This is a genomic window from Leifsonia sp. C5G2, from assembly GCF_013359685.1.
In the GTDB taxonomy this organism is placed as follows: domain Bacteria; phylum Actinomycetota; class Actinomycetes; order Actinomycetales; family Microbacteriaceae; genus Leifsonia.
In genome coordinates, this window is the sequence record NZ_JABFMV010000001.1 from 434,793 (window position 1) to 451,798 (window position 17,006).

A 17,006-nucleotide genomic window follows, 5' to 3' on the forward strand; every position below is an offset into this window, starting at 1 on the left:
AATAGCGCGCGTTCGTCACGAATCGGCGGCGCAGGGTGGGTCGGAGCGGCGGGTCAGCGGCCGGGAGGCGGCGGCGCCGTGCTCGCGCGCACGATGAGCTGCGGCACCGGGAACTCCGCCGGCGGCCCGGTGTCCTCGCCCTCGATCTGCGCCAGCAGCACCGCGATCGCGCGGGCGCCGAGCCAGCCGAAGTCCTGACGGACCGTCGTGAGCGGCGGCGAGTAGTGCTTCGCCTCCGGGATGTCGTCGAAGCCGACGATGCTGAGCTGTTCCGGCACCGCGATCCCCAGGTCCGCCGCCGCGTGGATGAGGCCGAGCGCCATCTGGTCGTTCGAGGCGAACACCGCCGTGAAGTCCGGGTGGTGCAGGATCTTGAGGCCGACCTCGTAGCCCAGGTCGGCGGTCCAGTCGCCCAGGATCGGCGCCGTCACGGCCAGGTCGTGGTCGTTGAGCTCGGCGAGGAAGCCGTTCATCCTGTCCTCCGCCTCGCTCCAGTCCTGCGGGCCGGCGAGGTGCCGGATGCGGGTGTGGCCGAGCTCGATGAGGTGCCGGGTGGCGAGCCGGGCCCCGGCCAGCTGGTCGAAGGCGGCGACGCGATCGTCGCCCGCGCTCTTCCAGTGCAGGCTCACCAGCGGCACCTTGAACGTCACGCGCTGCAGCGCCTCGTGCGCGCGCTGCTGCGGCGCGATCACCACGACGCCCTCCACCCCCTGCGCCACGAACGCGTCGAGCGCCGCGCTGATGCTCTCGTCGTCCTCCCGGGCGAGGGTGGCGGTCAGGATGGCGTACCCGCGGTTCCTCGCCGCCTCGTCGATCGCCGTCGCGGCGCTGAACGGACCGTAGTGGGACCGGGCCGACACGAGCAGCCCGATGGTCCGCGACCGTGAGGTCGCGAGGGCCCGCGCCGCGCTGTTCGGACGCCACGAGTGCTCCTCGATGACCTTGCGCACCTGGGCCTCGGTGGACGGCTTGATGTACCGCTCGCCGTTGAGCACCCGGGACACCGTCTGACGCGAGACGCCGGCCAGCCGGGCGATGTCCCGGATGGAGAGCGCGCGCTTCTCGCCGGGTCCCGGTTCTTCCATACGTCCTGTTCCGTCGTGGGGTTCGGCGACAGTGCCGCGCGATTTCGCTCATCATATTTGGCCGAAGCACTTGACTGATCCGGGGTCGGGGTCATAACGTCTAACCCGTTCTGGGACCGGTCACATATATCGCGTACGGTCCAGCATACGACGAGGGAGTCGCCGATGTCAGCACCCCGATCGCACAGCCGCGGTCGCACCTGCGTCACCCCGTTGCACGCTGGCCGACGGGCGCGTGACAGTTCCGAGCCCGGCGAACCCCTGCGCATCGGGCGCACCGGTCGCCTCACCGCTCGAAGGGAATCACAGTGAAGTTCAGGAAAGTCGCACTCGCCGCCGCGGCACTCGGCGTCGCGGTCGCACTCGCCGCATGCTCCGGCGGACGCGGAGGGGACAACTCCTCCACCACCGACAACAAGGGCGCCCTCGTCGGCGTCGCCATGCCGACCAAGGTGTCCGAGCGCTGGATCGCGGACGGGAATGCGGTCAAGTCGGACCTCGAGAAGAACGGCTACAAGGTCGACCTCGAATACGCCAACAACGACATCCCGACCCAGGTGCAGCAGGTCAACACGATGATCACGAAGGGCGCGAAGGTGCTCATCGTCGCGTCCATCGACGGCGGGTCGCTGACCGACCAGCTCGACGCCGCCGCCAAGGCCGGCATCAAGGTCATCTCGTACGACCGCCTCCTCACCGGCGACAAGAACGTCGACTACTACGTCTCGTTCGACAACTACAAGGTCGGCGTCTACCAGGCGAACTCGCTGCTCACCGGCCTCGGCGTGCTCGACAAGGACGGCAAGAAGACCGGCCAGAAGGGCCCGTTCAACATCGAGGTGTTCGCCGGCAGCCCCGACGACAACAACGCCACGTTCTTCTACAACGGCGCGATGGACACCCTGAAGCCGTACATCGCCGACGGCACGCTGGTCGTGAAGAGCGGCCAGACCAACTTCAACCAGGTCGCCATCCTGCGCTGGGACCCGGCGACGGCGAAGGCCCGCATGCAGGACCTGATCGCCAAGTCGTACTCCACCGGCGCCGCGGTGCAGGGCGTGCTCTCGCCGTACGACGGCCTCTCCGACGGCATCCTGAGCGCGCTCGAGGGCGCCGGCTACGGCCAGGGCGGCAAGCAGATCCCGATCATCACCGGTCAGGACGCCGAGGTCGCCAGCGTCAAGCAGATCATCGCGGGCACGCAGTACTCGACGATCTACAAGGACACCCGCAAGCTCGCCAACGAGGCCGCCAAGATGGCGAACGACCTCCTGACGGGCAAGAAGCCGGAGGTCAACGACACCAAGAGCTACGACAACAAGGTCAAGGTCGTCCCGAGCTACCTGTTCCAGCCGGTCGTCGTCACGAAGGACAACTACAAGGAGGTCCTCGTCGACAGCGGCTACTACAAGGAATCCGAACTGCAGTAGCACCGGCCGCACGGTCCGGGCGGGCGCGCGTCACGCGCCCGCCCGGACCTCATTCGCGAAGCAAGGGAGACCATGGCCAACACGATCCTCGAGATGCGCAACATCTCGAAATCCTTCCCCGGTGTGAAAGCACTGGAGGATGTCTCGATCAGCGTCGAGGAGGGATCCGTCCACGCGATCTGCGGCGAGAACGGCGCAGGCAAGTCCACCCTCATGAAGGTGCTGTCGGGCGTCTACCCGCACGGCACGTTCGAGGGCGAGATCGTCTTGAACGGCGAGCCGGTGGAGTTCCGGTCGATCAACGACTCGGAGGAGGCCGGCATCGGCATCATCCACCAGGAGCTCGCGCTCTCGCCGTACCTGTCGATCGCCGAGAACATCTACCTCGGCAATGAGCGGCAGAAGCGCGGCTTCATCGACTGGAACGAGACGAACCTCGAGGCGGCGAAGCTGCTCGAGCGCGTCGGGCTGCACGAGAACCCGATCACCAAGATCAAGGACATCGGCGTCGGCAAGCAGCAGCTCGTCGAGATCGCCAAGGCGCTGTCGAAGGAGGTGAAGATCCTCATCCTGGACGAGCCGACCGCAGCGCTCAACGACGACGACTCCGCCCACCTGCTCGATCTGATCCGCCAGCTGCAGTCGCACGGCATCACGTCGATCATCATCAGCCACAAGCTCAACGAGATCAAAGCGATCGCCGACCGGGTGACGATCATCCGCGACGGCCACACGATCGAGACGCTAGAGATGGGGCAGGAGGGCACCAGCGAGGAGCGCATCATCAAGGGCATGGTGGGCCGGGATGTGGCGAGCCGCTTCCCCGACCACGTGCCCCACATCGGCGAGGAGCTGCTCCGCGTCGAGAACTGGACGGTGCACCACCCGCTCGACCGCACCAGGACGGTCGTCGACGACGTCAGCTTCACGGTGCGCGCCGGCGAGATCGTCGGCATCGCCGGGCTCATGGGCGCCGGGCGCACCGAGCTCGCGATGAGCATCTTCGGCCGCAGCTACGGCGTCGGCATCAGCGGCCAGGTCTACAAGCGGGGCAAGCCGATCTCGGTGAGCACCGTGTCCAAGGCGATCGACAACGGCCTCGCCTACTCGACGGAGGACCGCAAGCATTTCGGGCTGAACCTGATCGACAACATCCAGCGCAACATCTCCATCGCGGCGCTCGACAAGCTCGTCAACTGGTTCAAGTTCATCAACGAGCAGCGGGAGACCCTGGTCGCCGAGGAGTACCGGCGGTCGATGAACATCAAGACGCCCAGCGTCCTGGCGATCACCGGCAAGCTGTCCGGCGGCAACCAGCAGAAGGTCGTGCTGTCGAAGTGGATGTACTCCGACCCGGACGTGCTCTTCCTCGACGAGCCCACGCGCGGCATCGATGTCGGCGCCAAGTACGAGATCTACACGATCATCGACAAGCTCGCGGACCAGGGCAAGGGGATCGTCGTGATCTCCTCCGAGCTGCCCGAGCTGCTCGGCATCTGCGACCGCATCTACACGCTCAGCGAGGGCCGGATCACCGCCGATGTGCCGCGGGAGAAGGCCACCGCCGAATACCTCATGCAATTCATGACCCAGGAACGCGAGAAGAAGACCGCATGAAATCGCTCACCAAAGCCCTGAACTACCTCACCGGGCAGCTGCGCCAGGTCGGCCTGTTCATCACCCTGATCGCGATCGTGGTGTTCTTCCAGATCGCCACCGGCGGCATCACGCTCGCGCCGATCAACGTGTCGAACCTGATCGTGCAGAACAGCTACATCCTGATCCTCGCGATCGGCATGGTGATGGTCATCATCGCGGGCCACATCGACCTGTCGGTGGGCAGCGTCGTGGCGTTCATCGGCGCGATGGCCGGCGTGTTCATCTCGCAATGGCACCTGCCGTGGCCGCTCGCCGTGCTGTTCTGCCTCATCCTCGGCGCGCTCGTCGGGGCCTGGCAGGGGTTCTGGATCGCGTACTTCGGCATCCCCGCGTTCATCGTGACGCTGGCGGGCATGCTGGCGTTCCGCGGTGCGGCCCAGATCGCGCTCGGCAACCAGCAGATCTCGTTCTTCCCGAAGGAGTTCCGTGCGATCGGCTCCGGCTTCCTCCCCGCCTTCGGGACGACCGGTTACGAGCCGCTGACGATGATCCTCGGCCTGCTCGCCAGCATCGCGATCGTCGGCAACGCACTCCGTCAGCGGGCGGTGCGCCGCAAGTACGACCTCGAGGACGAGCCGCTGTGGTGGTTCCTGGTCAAGCTGGCGTTCCTGGTGCTGCTCGTGCTCATCATCACGGTGCTGCTGGCCAGCTACAACGGCACGCCGATCGTGCTCATCATCCTGGCGGTGCTGGTGGTCGGCTACTCGGCGATCATGAACCGCTCGGTGTTCGGCCGTCACATCTACGCCATCGGCGGCAACCTCGCCGCGGCCGCGCTGTCGGGTGTCAAGACCAAGCGCGTCACGTTCCTGCTGTTCGTCAACATGGGCGTGCTGTCGGCGGTCGCGGGCCTGGTGTTCACCGCCGGCCTCAACCTGGCGAGTCCGAGCGCCGGAAACGGGTTCGAGCTGGATGCCATCTCCGCCGTCTTCATCGGAGGCGCGGCGGTCACCGGTGGCATCGGAACGGTCCCCGGCGCGATCATCGGTGGCCTGATCATCGGCGTGCTGAACAACGGCATGTCCATCCTCGGCATCGACAGCGACTACCAGCTGCTCATCAAGGGCCTGGTGCTGCTCGCCGCCGTGGCGTTCGACGTGTACAACAAGCGGCGGTCGGTCACCGCGTGAGGCGCGTCCTCGCCGGGGTGTGCGGGATGATCGCTGTGTGAACCGCACCGATCGCCTGTACGCCCTGGTCGAGGAGCTCCGCGCGGCGGCGCCGCGACCCCGAAGCGCCCGGTGGCTCGCCGGGCGCTTCGACGTATCGGTGCGCACCATCGAGCGCGACCTGGGCTCGCTGCAGGAGGCCGGGGTGCCGATCTGGGCGGAGCAGGGGCGCACCGGCGGCTACACGATCGACGCGGCGGCGACGCTCGGGCCGATGGGGTTCACCCCGGATGAGGCGCTCGCGGTGCTGATCGGCCTCGGCACCCTCCGCCGCGGCCCGTTCAGGCAGGCCGCCGGCACCGCGCAGCGCAAGGTGCTCGCCGTGATGCCCGACGAGGATGCGCGCCGGGCGGCGTCAACGGCGTCCCGCATCCACCTGCTGGAGGCCGACGACGAGCGGCCCGTCGTGCCGGAGTTCGCCGCCTCGCTCCGCGCCGACCGGGTGATCCGTCTCGCCTACCGCGACCGGGACGGCACGCTCACCCACCGCGAGGTCGAGCCGCTCGGTTCGATCGGCAAGGACGGCGACTGGTACCTCATCGGCTGGTGCCGCCTGCGCGACGGCGTGCGCGCCTTCCGCGGCGACCGCATGGTGTCGATCGAGGTGACCGACGAGCGGCCCCCGGCGCGGACCCTCCGGCGCGAAGAGCTCGACATCCCGTTCGGCACGCTGCGGCCGATCCTCGACGACCCGCGGTGAGCGGATCCGGCGAAACACCGACAGGACGCTGTCGCGACCCCCGGAGAAGCTGAGGGGGCGGGTCCGCTCGGGCCGCATCCATCCACCACCCGGAGGTCACCGTGCCGTTCGCATCCATCCGCATCATCACCGAGGACGTCGACCGTCTCGCCGCGTTCTACGAGCGCGTCACGGGACTGACCGCGGAGCGCCCCGCTCCCGTCTTCGCCCAGTTCGCCGGGCCGGGCGCGACCCTCGCGATCGCTGCGCCGGCGACGGTGGCGATGCTCGGCGACGCCCTGGGGCCCGCCGCCAACCGGTCGATCGTCGTGGAGTTCGAGGTCGCGGACGTCGACGCGGAGTTCGGCCGCCTCGAGTCTTCGCTCGCGGATGTCGTGCTCCCGCCGACGACGCTGCCGTGGGGCAACCGCTCCGCGCTCTTCCGCGACCCCGACGGCAACCTCGTCAACCTGTTCAGCCGGCCGGCCTGATCGGAATCGCCGATCGCAACAAGCTGCGACTGGCGTCCGGTAGCGGATCGGCTTACGCGTCATGCCATCCTTGTCACATGGTTATGGGCGCTGGTCCTGAGTTCCCCGATGTGGACCCTCGGTTCGATGTTCAACCTCGGCGTCTGTTCGGTCCGTTCTGGCGGCTCCAAGTTGTGGACACCGTTACGGGCCGCAACGTCAATCCGATCGGCGGCGCCTTCCTAACCGGATACGCGTCTGTGCGACGGGCCGCGCGCTATTCGACGAAGTTCTATCTCGATCAGCTCGCCCGCCGTCAGGGTGAAGAGCCTGAATAGACAGACGCCCCTGCGCCCGCTCGCTAGCTGTTGCTGGCCAGGAGGTTGTGACGGGTCCCTCGTGCACGGTTGCCGATCGGCTTGCGGGAAGCGATCACGACACAGAGCGTTGCGAGAAGGGCGACTTGGAGCAAAGCTGTCTACATGTCGACGTCGCCTCTTGGTACGGATCCGGTCCCGGGCTTGACGGCTTTCAAAAGTTAGGCGGGTCGAACTGATGGGGACCGCGCCGATGCGTTTCGGGGGCTTCCTTCCGGAAGACGCGCCTGATCCCCGGCGCGCTCAGGCCGAGCAGGTGAAGCTCATGCCGGTGCCAGTCATGGGGTTTGTGGCTCAGCCGACCCTCGAGGACGCGAACATGGAGAGCATCACGTCGCAGCAGGGAACGAGCGGGCTCTCTCAGATGTCGGTGAGCATCAACTACACGCTGTGGCGCAATCCCGATGATCGATCCGACCCGGTGAACCTCGCCGAACTCGATGAACCCACTCGTCGCGCCCTCGACGAGCCCGCCCCGAGACCCCGACCAGCATGGTTGATCGAGATGGCCGAACGGAGGCGATACCCGATGCTGTGGGAAGCCGTGCGGACGACGTGGACGCGCGACGCATCCGAATTCTCGACGCCGTCCCGCCTGCTCATGGACCATGTGAACCACATTCTGATGAACTGGTTCCGGGAGCAGCTCGGGCTCGGCAACATGGGCGTTGACCGCTTCGTCTCACCGCTGACCGAGAAGGGCATCAACCGGGAAGCGATCGTCACGGTAGACGGCGTCGAGGTGCCGGCGCTGGAGATCGACACCGACCCGTTGGTGTATGCCATCGGAGTCGAACTCTCGAGCGACACAGTCCTTACCGCGGTCGTCCCTCGTGACGAACTGGGATACATCTGTCTCGAGTTCGCCCAACGTCCTTCCGCGGCCGACTGACCACACACGAGCACCTGGTACACACCAGTGCGCTGAAGGATCGGCTACCGGAACGCCTCCTCTTCGTCACTCCGCAATGGGTGCGACGGCTACGCTCGCAGAATTGCCCGAACTGACGGCGGCCAGCCAGTTTGTGAGCTCAACGGACAGTGCTGCTGGTGCGTCGAGCTGAATGAGGTGCCCCGCCTCCGGGATGAGTGCGACCGAGGCGTGCGGGATGAGATCTTTGAGCCGATGGGCGCGGTCAACTGGTATCCAGGCGTCTTCTGTGCCCCAGACGATTTTCACGGGCTCTGTGATGCTGCCGAGCCAGGTTTCGATCTCCGTCGTGAATCGCTCGTCAGCTTGTGCAATCTGACGGTAAAAAGCCGGTTGGCCTTCCTCGTCCAACCAAGGCTCGACAAGCATCTGCAGCTCGCTGGCACGGAGGTCTTTGTAGCTGGCGCCGCTGATGTAGGACTCTACTGCACCTCGGTGGACCGCTGACGGAAGTTGCTCGAAAACCTGCGCGTGGTTCTGAACGAGCTTGAAGAATGGCGATCCCCAGGGAGCGAGCGCCACCACATCTACGAGGCACAGCGACGCGAATGTGGCTCCGTGCAAGAGGCGCGCTCGGAGCGCAACAGCGCCGCCAAAGTCATGGGCGACGATGTGCGCCTGATCGAGTTCCCAGGACTCGAGGAGCGCTGCGAACAGTTCTCCTTGCACCCCGAGATCGACAGCGTGCGACGGGTCCTTAGATGATGAACCGTATCCCGGCATGTCCCAGAGGTAGACCGTGAACCGCCGCGCCAGAGCGAGCGCGATCGGACGCCAGAGCACCGATGACCAGGGCGTCCCGTGCAAGAACACCAACGCCGGCCCTGCTCCTATCCGATCCCACCGAACGGTCCGCCCACGCCAAGCAAATTCTTGAGTCAGCTGCGGGTTATTCATACCACTATGGTTTCACCTCACGAGCCTGAGCTTGTCCGATAGACGATCGACAACCGTGCTACTGACCCCGCAACCTCCCCGAGCTCCTCGCGATGCCGGCGACTCGTCAACCGTGACGCTGACGATGTGGGGAGAGCGCAGGGGGCCTCACGCCGAATCAGATGGTGAAGGCAAGGCTGAGGTTTTCGCTCTGTAACAGCATTTGCCCAGCGGTGTCAAACTTCGGCGGGAGGGAGAAAGCAACGTCCACGAGTCCTGCGAACGGTCCGCTATCGGATGATTTCTGCTCCTGCGTCGCTTGGGTACCAAGTGAATCTTCAAGTGTTATCCGCTCGTTCATCACCGTCGGTCGAAGCGTGCCATGCGCACCCGATTCGACCAACTCCGTGGCACGGAATCGAAGCAGGATTAGCGAATCTAACAGCTCGACACTCTGCAACTCAACGTTGATCCCGTGCTGATGTTTAACGGTGGGCACAATTACCGGCACGGTTGCTCCTCACTGAGTTGTACCTTCTGCGGTGTCGAAGTAGTCGCTACCGCCGACCGCGAGGAAGGCTTCTACTTCAAAGTGTTGCCCCTTCTGAGGGCAAATTTGGTTCAGGCGGGTTCGGAGAGATGAACCCGATCCGTCTGCGTCGCCGCAATCGGCCCAGGTCCCGTAGCTCATCCGAGATTCGCAATAAAGATGGCGATAGGTTCCGGTCGTCATTGAGCTAGCAGTGGTCCACCATTCGAGGTTACCCGGGCTAATGAGGAGATCTGCACTGAGATCGCCTACCCGGTTGATGTACTTCATTGGCGTGACGGTTCGACCGGCCGGAGCGGTCGACCCCTTCGGACCGGCATAGGGATGCGCGCACTTCCAGCTGAAGAAGTCGATGACCCGCTGCTGGTGATCAAGCGATAGTGGCGCTCCTGTTCGCTGGTCGTTCAAGTCCACTGTCGTGCCGGGGCAGATGGTCACCGCGCCCCCAGTCAGGATGTACTCGATCATCGCCCACGACAGCCTGTCCCTGGTCCCATCAAGACCGCCGATCCGTCTGGACGCCGGCCGCAGCGTGCGTCGGACGTATCGCGCCAGGCTCGCCGCCGTCGAGATGTCGAGGACGATGAGGCCCGTTGCCCGCTTCAGGCGCTGCGGCATGAGCTTCGAATAGTTCCCCTCGATCACCCAGCGCTCGGAGCGGATGGCCGCGTCGTGCAGTTCGGCGAATTCGTCATCCGACCGGAGCTGCCACTGCGACCCGGGCACGTGCCGATATTGATCCAGATGAACGACCGGCAGGCCGGTCCGCCGGCCGATCGCGGCCGCCAATGTCGACTTTCCGGCGCCGGACTGGCCGATGATGCAGATCCTGTCGCCAAGATCAGAAAGCCGCATGCTCCAACGCTAGGCCACAACTACAGGCGTGGCTGCCTTGCGGCACGGAGCTACGGGTGCTTCTGACGCTACGTTTGTCGCCATGAGTCGGGTTGCCAGAGGTCGCCGCTTTGAGCCGGTAGGGAACGTACTCATGCTTGTGAGTGTCGCGGTTCTGCTTCTGGGGTGCGTGCAGTCGTATCCCATGGGACGCGCGCCCGCCGGGGATCCCATCGACGCCGCTCGAGCACTGTCCGATGCGCCCGCTCCTGTTCGCGCCAGCGACGCCAGAAAAGCGTGCGGCGCGTTCGTCCTTACTCAGGGCCAGACGCTGCCCACCGAGGCGGTCAAGTGCCTCCAAGCGGCCGTTTCCAATCGAGATGCCGCGGAACTTGCATGGAGTGTCCCGACTAGCGAAGGCGATCCCATCGTTTCTTTCGCCTTCGTCACCCCGAGCAGCGGAGAAGTGACGGTCTACTCCACAAACGCCTTCGATTCCTACGGGGGCGGTACAAGGTGGACGCAGAGGTCATGCAGCGATCCCGTGATCGCAACAAGTCTCACCGGATGCGCGGCACCCTGAGGCACTAGAGCTGGCTGCGTACATGCTGGCGAGGCTCTCCCGCAGGCGAGTAGCGTCAAGGCATGCTCGCACGGCTGTGGCGGTTCTCAGGCGTCTTCTTGCAGTGGGTGGCCCAGGTCCTCAATCAAGTCGGGGGTTCTCTCAACGGCGGTCGAAGTGGCGACGAACTCGCGAGCAAGCTCTATGAGAAGCCACACGACGGGTATCGGCCCTGACTGACCCGGGCCATGGCTCGCGCACACCTGTTTGTCCCCCGGCAGCGATTCTCTAGCGGGAACAACGGTTAGCCGCGCGCCGCCCCGTCCACCAGTCGCGGGCCACCGATTCTCGTAAGAGCCGCCCGCAAATGTGCCCGGTGATGGTGCCTCATACGCTACGGCGAATCATGGCCGCACCGGGGATATCGAGAAGGGACGGAGCGCTCGGCATATTGCCGCCTCGCGTTATCGGCTAGCCGGTACTCACCATGCGGCTCTCCCGGAAACCGCCCCGTCGCGCGCGGCCCGGCGCCGATGCTAGCCTCCGCGTGTCGGCGGGAGGTCACGGGATGGCTGAGCGGTGGGGTGCAGTGACGGTGCTCGGCGCCGCACAGTTCGTGATGGTGCTCGACAGCACGGTGATGAACGTGTCCATCTCGACGGTGGTGCGCGACCTGCACACCACGATCGCCGCGATGCAGACGACGATCACCTTCTACACGCTGACGATGGCGGCGTTCATGCTGCTCGGGGCGAAGCTCGGCGACATCTGGGGCCGCAGGCGCGCGCTCATCATCGGCTCCATCGTGTACGCGGTGGGGTCCGGGACGACGGCGCTCAGCCCGAACATCGTCGTGCTGTTCGTCGGCTGGTCCGTGATCGAGGGGCTCGGCGCGGTGCTGGTCATCCCGGCGATCGCCGCGCTCATCGCCGACAACTACTCCGGCCACGCCCGCGTGACCGCGTTCGCCGTCATCGGCGCCGCCTCCGGGGTCGCGGTCGCGGTGGGACCGCTGATCGGCGGGTTCCTCACCACCTACGCCAGCTGGCGCTACGTGTTCGCGGGCGAGGTGGTCATCATGGCCATCGTGCTGATGTTCAGCGGGCTCGTGCGCGACAGCGGCGAGCGCGAGCGGGTCCGCATCGACGCCCTCTCCGTCCTGCTGTCGGCGCTGGGCCTGGTGCTCGTGGTCTGGGGCCTCCTGCAGACGAAGGTCTGGGGCTGGCTGCTCCCGAACACCGACGTGTCCATACTGGGCCTCTCGCCCGTGCCGTTCCTCGTGTCGGGCGGCGCCGTGGTCCTCTGGCTGTTCTTCCTGCAGCAGCGTGCCCTGATCCGGCGCGGCCGGCCTCCGCTGCTCGACCCGTCCCTCCTCCGCATCCGGCAGCTGCGGGCCGGCATCGGCAGCCTGGGCCTGCAGTACACGGTCACGGCCGGTCTCTTCTTCGTCGTGCCGATCTACCTGCAGCTGACCCTCGGCCTCGACGCGCTCTCGACTGGCCTGAAGATCTTCCCGCTCTCGATCGCGCTCGTGCTGTTCTCGATCCTGGGCACCGTGCTCGCCAAACGCGTCGCACCCCGTCGCATCGCGCGCATCGGCCAGCTGGCGCTCGTCGGAGCCAGCCTGGTGCTGCTGGGGGCCGTGGACCCTCAGCTCGACAGCTGGAGCTTCGGCGTCGGGATGTTCGTGGCCGGTGCCGCGCTCGGCCTCCTGGCCTCTCAGCTCGGCAACGTCACGATGTCGTCGGTCGGGCCCGATCAGCTGAGCGAGGCGGGCGGCATCCAGGGCGTCTTCCAGAACCTCGGCTCGTCGCTCGGGACGGCCGTGGTCGGCTCGGTGATGATCGCCGCGCTCTCGACGTCGTTCGCCGGCGGCGTTGCCGCGAGCGAGCTTCCGCAGGACGTGCAGACGCAGGTGCAGCAGGAGACGCAGCACGGCGTCGGCGTGGTGGCCGTGTCAGAGGTGCCGAAGATCGCGGCCGACCACGGGCTCTCGTCCGCCGACAGCGCGACGCTGCAGAGCCTGTACTCGGAGTCGCAGCTGGCCGCGCTCCGGCTCTCCTTCGCGACGATCGCACTGATCTCGTGCGGCGCCCTGTTCTTCTCGCGCAACCTGCCGAAGACGGTTCCGACGGGCGAGCCGGTCGCCGCTGCGAAGTAGCGGGAACCGCGCTCAGCCGGCCTGGCCGGGAACCGTCACGCCGTCGAGCAGCACGCCGATCATCCGGCCCGGCCGCCCGTCGGCGTCTCCGACCCGGTCGTCCGCGAGGCGGGCGAGCGCGTGGATGAGGTCCTCGGCGCGCAGGCCCGGCCGGATGGTGCCGTCGGCGGCCCCCGCGTCGAGGATGCTCTGCACCTTCGGCGCGAGCACCCCGAGGAACTGTTCGGGCAGCGGCGCATAGGCGGGGTCGCCCGAGTGGAGAGCGCTCGCGAAGCCGCGCTTGGTCGCCACGAAACGGCCGAGGCGTTCCGCCCAGAGCCGCAGCGCCTCCGCGGGAGGATGCGCGGCGGCGAGACGCTCGGCTTCCGCGCCCGTGTCCTCCAGCTCGCGGCGGAAGACCGCGATGATCAGGTCGGAGCGCTGCGGGTAATTGCGGTAGATCGTGCCGACCCCGACCCCGGCGCGCGCCGCGATATCGCGCATGGGCGCGTCCACGCCGAGCTCGGCGAACGCCGCCTTGGCCGCCTCGAGCACCACCTCGGTGTTGCGCACTGCATCGGCCCGCTTGCGCCGCGCAGGTGCGGCGGTGCGCTCGTCTGGCACGGTCATCCTGTTCCCTCGCGTGACAAACGGAACAATGTTCCGTATAGTTGCGGACGAGTGTTCCGCTTAGTCGATCCTACCGCGAGCGGCACCCGGACATCGACTGGAGGAGACCATGAAGTACCGCCCGCTCGGCCGCACCGGCATCCACGTCTCGCCCTTCGCGCTGGGCGCCATGATGTTCAGCTCGTTCGGCAACAGCGACCAGGACGACGTGAACCGGATGGTGGGCCGCGCGCTCGACGCCGGCATCAACCTCGTCGACACCGCCGACGCCTACGGCGACTCGGAGGAGATGGTCGGCCGCGCACTGAAGGGACGCCGCGACGAGGTCGTGCTCGCCTCGAAGTTCGCGCGCCCCATCGGCGACGATGTCAACCACCGCGGCGGCTCCCGTCGCTGGATCATGACTGCCGTCGAGAGCTCGCTTCGGCGACTGCAGACCGACCACCTCGACCTGTACCAGCTGCACCGCCCCGACCCGCAGACCGACATCGAGGAGACGCTCTCGGCGATGACGGACCTCGTGCGCAGCGGCAAGGTGCGCACGATCGGGTCGTCGGATATGCCCGCGTCCGAGATCGTCGAGGCGCAGTGGACGGCCGAGCGGCGCGGCCTCGAGCGCTTCCGCGTCGAGCAGCCGCACTACTCGCTCCTCGACCGCACGATCGAGCGGGAGGTGCTGCCCGTCGCCGAGCGCTACGGCATGGGCACGGTGATCTGGAGCCCACTCGCCAGCGGGATGCTGACGGGACGGGTGCGGCGCGGTCAGGACACCGACCTCCGACGCGTCGGGCTGTTCGCCGCCCTCCGCGACGAGCGCCGCATCGACGCGGTCGAGCGGTTCATCCCGCTGGCCGAGGAGGCCGGGATCCCGCTCACGCACCTGGCGCTCGCGTTCGTCGTCGCGCATCCCGGCGTGACGGCGGCACTCATCGGCCCCCGCACCATGGAGCAGCTCGACGACCTGCTGGCCGCGGCCGACGTCGAGCTCTCGGACGAGCTTCTCGACCGGATCGACGAGATCGTCCCGCCCGGAACCGGCGTCGGCCGCATGGACCAGGAGTACAACACGCCGCCGATCGTCGACGCGTCGCTCCGCCGCCGGCGGCCCGAAGACCGCTCGGCGGCGTGAGCGAGGGCGACGTTCAGTCCTCGGCGATGTCCGAGAACAGCCCGGTGAACGAGGTGCCCGTCCCGATGAGGCGCTGGAAGAACTCGCCCGCGGCGGGGGTGGCGACCGCGGCCGAAGCGTCCTCGTAGCTGTCGAAGTACAGGTCGAGCGTGCGGTGGGCCGGAGTGGGAGTGCCGTCCTCCTTCGGCCACACCTTCGCCGCCTCGGTCCGGCGGAGGCCGGGCAGCCGGCGGGCGAGGGGCTCGACCTCTGCGTACGCCTCCTCGAAGGCGGCCGGGTCGGCCGGGTTGTCGATGATGAGGGTGATCTTCGTGGGCATGGTTCGTCTTCCTTCTCTTATGGGTGGTTCTTATCGATCGCTCGAGACGAGCTGGTGGGTGGACCGCGTCCTCACGCGGGTGTCGCTGCCGGCGGTCTCCAGCAGGCGCAGCCAGAGCTCGCTCATCGTCGGGTAGGCCGGGACGGCGTGCCAGAGCCGCTCCAGCGGCACCTGACCGGCGACGGCCACCGTGGCGGCGTGCACGAGCTCGGCGGTGTCGGGGCCGACGGCGGTGAAGCCGACGATCGTGCCGGCGTCCTCGTCGATCAGCATCCCGACCCGGCCGGTGTAGCCGTCGGCGTGCAGGGACGCCCCCGCGACCGCGCCGAGGTCGTACTCGACCGGGCGCACGCGGAGCCCTGCCGCGGTCGCGCTGGCGAGCGTGTGGCCCACCGACGCGATCTCGGGATGCGTGAAGATCACCTGAGGAACCGCGAGATGGTCGGCGGTCGCCGCGTGCCGTCCCCAGGGCGCGTCGTCGACGTCCCCGCCGAGCGCGCGGGCGGCGATCACGTCGCCCGCCGCGCGGGCCTGGTACTTGCCCTGGTGGGTCAGGAGGGCGCGGCCGTTGACATCGCCCGTCGCGTAGAGCCCGCCGCCGGCCACGGGGGTGCCGGTCTCGTCCACCACACGGAGGGTCTCGTCGACCGTGAGCCAGCTCCCCGGTGCGAGCCCGATGGTCTCCAGCCCGATGTCGCCGGTGTTCGGCCGGCGGCCGGTCGCGACGAGCACCTCGTCCGCGCGGACGGAGCCGCCGTCGGCGAGGGCGATCCGCACGGAGCCGTCGTCCTCCCGCGACACCTCGACGGGCTCGGTACCGACCAGGAGGCGGACGCCGTCCGCGGTGAGCGCGGCCGCCACCTGCTCGGCGGCGAAGGGCTCGACGCGGGGCAGCAGCCCGTCCCGCGCGATGAGCGTCACGGCCGTGCCGAAGGCGCTGTAGGCGGTGGCTAGCTCGGCGCCGACGACTCCGCCGCCGATGATCGCCAGGCGTTCCGGGATGCGCTCGGCGGACACCGCGTCGCGGCTCGTCCACGGCTTCGCGTCGGCGAGCCCGGGGATCGGCGGGACCGCGGGGCTGGTGCCGGTCGCGACGACCACGGCGTGCCGGGCCTCCAGCACGGTGGTGCCACTGTCGGGTCCGGTCACCGCGACCGTGCGCGCGCCCCGGAGGCGACCGTGGCCGCGGACCAACGCGATCCCGGCGCCCTCCAGCCACGAGACCTGGCCGTCGTCGTGCCAGTGCGCCGCGAACCGGTCGCGTCGTTCCAGCACGGCGGCGGTGTCGAGCTCTCCGGTGATCGCCGCGGCCGCGCCCGGCAGGCTGCGAGCGGCCCGGAGCGCGGCGGCGTCACGCAGGAGCGCCTTGGTCGGCATGCACGCCCAGTATGAGCACTCGCCCCCGACCAGTTCGGCCTCCACGATCACGGCGGTCAGGCCGCCCTGCACCGCCCGGTCTGCGACGTTCTCGCCGACCGGGCCCGCGCCGATCACGATGACGTCGTACACCTCGGCGCTCATCGGGCGTCCGCCTTCGCGGCGCGCGACAGACGAATCGCCGACACCAGGAAGAAGACGCCGCCGAGGGTGGCGTACCCGGCCAGGCTCACGAGCGAGGCGCCCGCGCCTGCCGACTGCAGCGCGAACCCGGCGCCGGCGAAGACGGAGATGCCGCCGCTGAGGATCATCGGCCACTGGCCGCCGAGCGAGCGCCGCGAGATGCCGACGATCAGCTGGACGACACCGGCGGCGATCGCCCACAGCCCCCACACCAGCAGCACCGCCGACCGGCCGGAACCCGTCGCGAAGGCGAGGCCGACGGCCGCGAGCACGCTCAGCGCCATGTTGACGTACAGGAGGCCCGCCGACCGGGTGCCCCGCGACGCGCGGTGGTCGATGACCGCGGCGACGACGTCGAAGACGGGATAGAGCACGAGCAGCGTCGCGGTCAGCGGCGTGACCGACGCGGCCGTCAGTGCGATGACGATCGCCCAGACGATGGCGAAGCCGAAGCGGACGAAGTAGAGGGTTCGCAGCGCCGACGCGATCGTCGCGGGCCGCGTATCCGGGGTGGTCGTGGTCATGAGCTTCTTTCTTCAGCGAGATGAATGGATGTAGAATGACTAGTAACTCTACAATGATTCACACCATAGCCACGGGCCGGGC

General features: G+C 67.7%; 16 protein-coding genes. 8 read left to right on the forward strand and 8 right to left on the reverse strand.

Annotated elements, in window-relative coordinates; translation table 11 throughout:
* Nucleotides 1-53: 53 nt before the first annotated feature.
* Nucleotides 54-1,085 carry a LacI family DNA-binding transcriptional regulator gene (locus HNO83_RS02090; RefSeq protein WP_175335826.1) on the reverse strand — a complete coding sequence of 344 codons (1,032 nt, stop codon included), beginning with the start codon at nucleotides 1,083-1,085 and terminating at the stop codon, nucleotides 54-56.
* Between the two features lie 308 nt (nucleotides 1,086-1,393).
* Between HNO83_RS02090 and chvE the strand changes: the two genes are divergently transcribed.
* The 6 genes from chvE (at nucleotide 1,394) to HNO83_RS02120 (ending at nucleotide 7,761) form a co-directional block, all read left to right on the forward strand.
* The gene (gene chvE, locus HNO83_RS02095; protein ID WP_175335827.1) at nucleotides 1,394-2,515 is read left to right on the forward strand and encodes a multiple monosaccharide ABC transporter substrate-binding protein; all 1,122 of its coding nucleotides are present in this window, start codon (nucleotides 1,394-1,396) and stop codon (nucleotides 2,513-2,515) included.
* Between the two features lie 72 nt (nucleotides 2,516-2,587).
* The gene (mmsA, locus tag HNO83_RS02100) at nucleotides 2,588-4,132 is read left to right on the forward strand and encodes a multiple monosaccharide ABC transporter ATP-binding protein (RefSeq protein WP_175335828.1); all 1,545 of its coding nucleotides are present in this window, start codon (nucleotides 2,588-2,590) and stop codon (nucleotides 4,130-4,132) included.
* Nucleotides 4,129-5,304, forward strand: a complete 1,176-nt coding sequence (gene mmsB, locus HNO83_RS02105) for a multiple monosaccharide ABC transporter permease (RefSeq protein ID WP_175335829.1) — start codon at nucleotides 4,129-4,131, stop codon at nucleotides 5,302-5,304. Before mmsA ends, mmsB begins: the two co-directional genes overlap by 4 nt.
* A 37-nt stretch (nucleotides 5,305-5,341) precedes the next feature.
* Complete coding sequence (locus HNO83_RS02110) at nucleotides 5,342-6,043, forward strand: helix-turn-helix transcriptional regulator (protein WP_175335830.1); 702 nt, start codon at nucleotides 5,342-5,344, stop codon at nucleotides 6,041-6,043.
* Between the two features lie 101 nt (nucleotides 6,044-6,144).
* Nucleotides 6,145-6,513: a VOC family protein gene (locus HNO83_RS02115; protein WP_175335831.1), complete on the forward strand. Its 369-nt coding sequence runs from the start codon at nucleotides 6,145-6,147 to the stop codon at nucleotides 6,511-6,513.
* Between the two features lie 534 nt (nucleotides 6,514-7,047).
* Nucleotides 7,048-7,761: a hypothetical protein gene (locus HNO83_RS02120; RefSeq protein WP_249776410.1), complete on the forward strand. Its 714-nt coding sequence runs from the start codon at nucleotides 7,048-7,050 to the stop codon at nucleotides 7,759-7,761.
* 66 nt (nucleotides 7,762-7,827) lie between these two features.
* Here the strand turns inward: HNO83_RS02120 and HNO83_RS02125 are convergent, their stop codons facing one another.
* The 3 genes from HNO83_RS02125 to HNO83_RS02135 form a co-directional block, all read right to left on the reverse strand.
* On the reverse strand, nucleotides 7,828-8,697 hold the full coding sequence (locus HNO83_RS02125) for an alpha/beta fold hydrolase (RefSeq protein WP_175335832.1): 870 nt from the start codon (nucleotides 8,695-8,697) through the stop codon (nucleotides 7,828-7,830).
* Between the two features lie 157 nt (nucleotides 8,698-8,854).
* Nucleotides 8,855-9,187: a hypothetical protein gene (locus HNO83_RS02130; protein ID WP_175335833.1), complete on the reverse strand. Its 333-nt coding sequence runs from the start codon at nucleotides 9,185-9,187 to the stop codon at nucleotides 8,855-8,857.
* A gap of 9 nt (nucleotides 9,188-9,196) precedes the next feature.
* Complete coding sequence (locus HNO83_RS02135; RefSeq protein WP_175335834.1) at nucleotides 9,197-10,081, reverse strand: P-loop NTPase family protein; 885 nt, start codon at nucleotides 10,079-10,081, stop codon at nucleotides 9,197-9,199.
* Nucleotides 10,082-11,190: 1,109 nt separating this feature from the next.
* On the opposite strand from HNO83_RS02135, the gene HNO83_RS02140 reads away from it, so the two are divergent.
* A complete protein-coding gene (locus HNO83_RS02140) occupies nucleotides 11,191-12,783 on the forward strand; it encodes an MFS transporter (protein ID WP_175335835.1) in 1,593 nt (530 codons plus the stop codon).
* Between the two features lie 12 nt (nucleotides 12,784-12,795).
* Here the strand turns inward: HNO83_RS02140 and HNO83_RS02145 are convergent, their stop codons facing one another.
* Nucleotides 12,796-13,392, reverse strand: coding sequence for a TetR/AcrR family transcriptional regulator (locus HNO83_RS02145; protein ID WP_175335836.1), 597 nt, complete (start codon nucleotides 13,390-13,392; stop codon nucleotides 12,796-12,798).
* A 109-nt stretch (nucleotides 13,393-13,501) separates the two neighbouring features.
* Here HNO83_RS02145 and HNO83_RS02150 point away from each other — a divergent pair, with 109 nt between their 5' ends.
* Entirely contained in the window at nucleotides 13,502-14,521 is a 1,020-nt protein-coding gene (locus tag HNO83_RS02150) for an aldo/keto reductase (RefSeq protein ID WP_175335837.1), read from the forward strand.
* A gap of 13 nt (nucleotides 14,522-14,534) precedes the next feature.
* Here the strand turns inward: HNO83_RS02150 and HNO83_RS02155 are convergent, their stop codons facing one another.
* The 3 genes from HNO83_RS02155 to HNO83_RS02165 are packed head-to-tail and all read right to left on the reverse strand — an operon-like array spanning nucleotide 14,535 to nucleotide 16,924.
* The gene (locus HNO83_RS02155) at nucleotides 14,535-14,840 is read right to left on the reverse strand and encodes an EthD family reductase (protein WP_175335838.1); all 306 of its coding nucleotides are present in this window, start codon (nucleotides 14,838-14,840) and stop codon (nucleotides 14,535-14,537) included.
* A gap of 30 nt (nucleotides 14,841-14,870) precedes the next feature.
* A complete protein-coding gene (locus HNO83_RS02160) occupies nucleotides 14,871-16,361 on the reverse strand; it encodes a dihydrolipoyl dehydrogenase family protein (RefSeq protein ID WP_175335839.1) in 1,491 nt (496 codons plus the stop codon).
* Nucleotides 16,358-16,924, reverse strand: coding sequence for a hypothetical protein (locus HNO83_RS02165; RefSeq protein ID WP_175335840.1), 567 nt, complete (start codon nucleotides 16,922-16,924; stop codon nucleotides 16,358-16,360). The genes HNO83_RS02160 and HNO83_RS02165 overlap by 4 nt, the downstream gene beginning before the upstream one ends.
* Nucleotides 16,925-17,006 lie beyond the last annotated feature (82 nt).

Coding starts and splice junctions, on each gene's coding strand:
- HNO83_RS02090 (WP_175335826.1), bottom strand. CDS start 1,085: ATGGAAGAACCGGGACCCGGCGAGAAGCGCGCGCTCTCCATCCGGGAC.
- mmsA (WP_175335828.1), top strand. CDS start 2,588: ATGGCCAACACGATCCTCGAGATGCGCAACATCTCGAAATCCTTCCCC.
- mmsB (WP_175335829.1), top strand. CDS start 4,129: ATGAAATCGCTCACCAAAGCCCTGAACTACCTCACCGGGCAGCTGCGC.
- HNO83_RS02120 (WP_249776410.1), top strand. CDS start 7,048: ATGGGGACCGCGCCGATGCGTTTCGGGGGCTTCCTTCCGGAAGACGCG.
- HNO83_RS02125 (WP_175335832.1), bottom strand. CDS start 8,697: ATGAATAACCCGCAGCTGACTCAAGAATTTGCTTGGCGTGGGCGGACC.
- HNO83_RS02135 (WP_175335834.1), bottom strand. CDS start 10,081: ATGCGGCTTTCTGATCTTGGCGACAGGATCTGCATCATCGGCCAGTCC.
- HNO83_RS02140 (WP_175335835.1), top strand. CDS start 11,191: ATGGCTGAGCGGTGGGGTGCAGTGACGGTGCTCGGCGCCGCACAGTTC.
- HNO83_RS02145 (WP_175335836.1), bottom strand. CDS start 13,392: ATGACCGTGCCAGACGAGCGCACCGCCGCACCTGCGCGGCGCAAGCGG.
- HNO83_RS02150 (WP_175335837.1), top strand. CDS start 13,502: ATGAAGTACCGCCCGCTCGGCCGCACCGGCATCCACGTCTCGCCCTTC.
- HNO83_RS02155 (WP_175335838.1), bottom strand. CDS start 14,840: ATGCCCACGAAGATCACCCTCATCATCGACAACCCGGCCGACCCGGCC.
- HNO83_RS02160 (WP_175335839.1), bottom strand. CDS start 16,361: ATGAGCGCCGAGGTGTACGACGTCATCGTGATCGGCGCGGGCCCGGTC.
- HNO83_RS02165 (WP_175335840.1), bottom strand. CDS start 16,924: ATGACCACGACCACCCCGGATACGCGGCCCGCGACGATCGCGTCGGCG.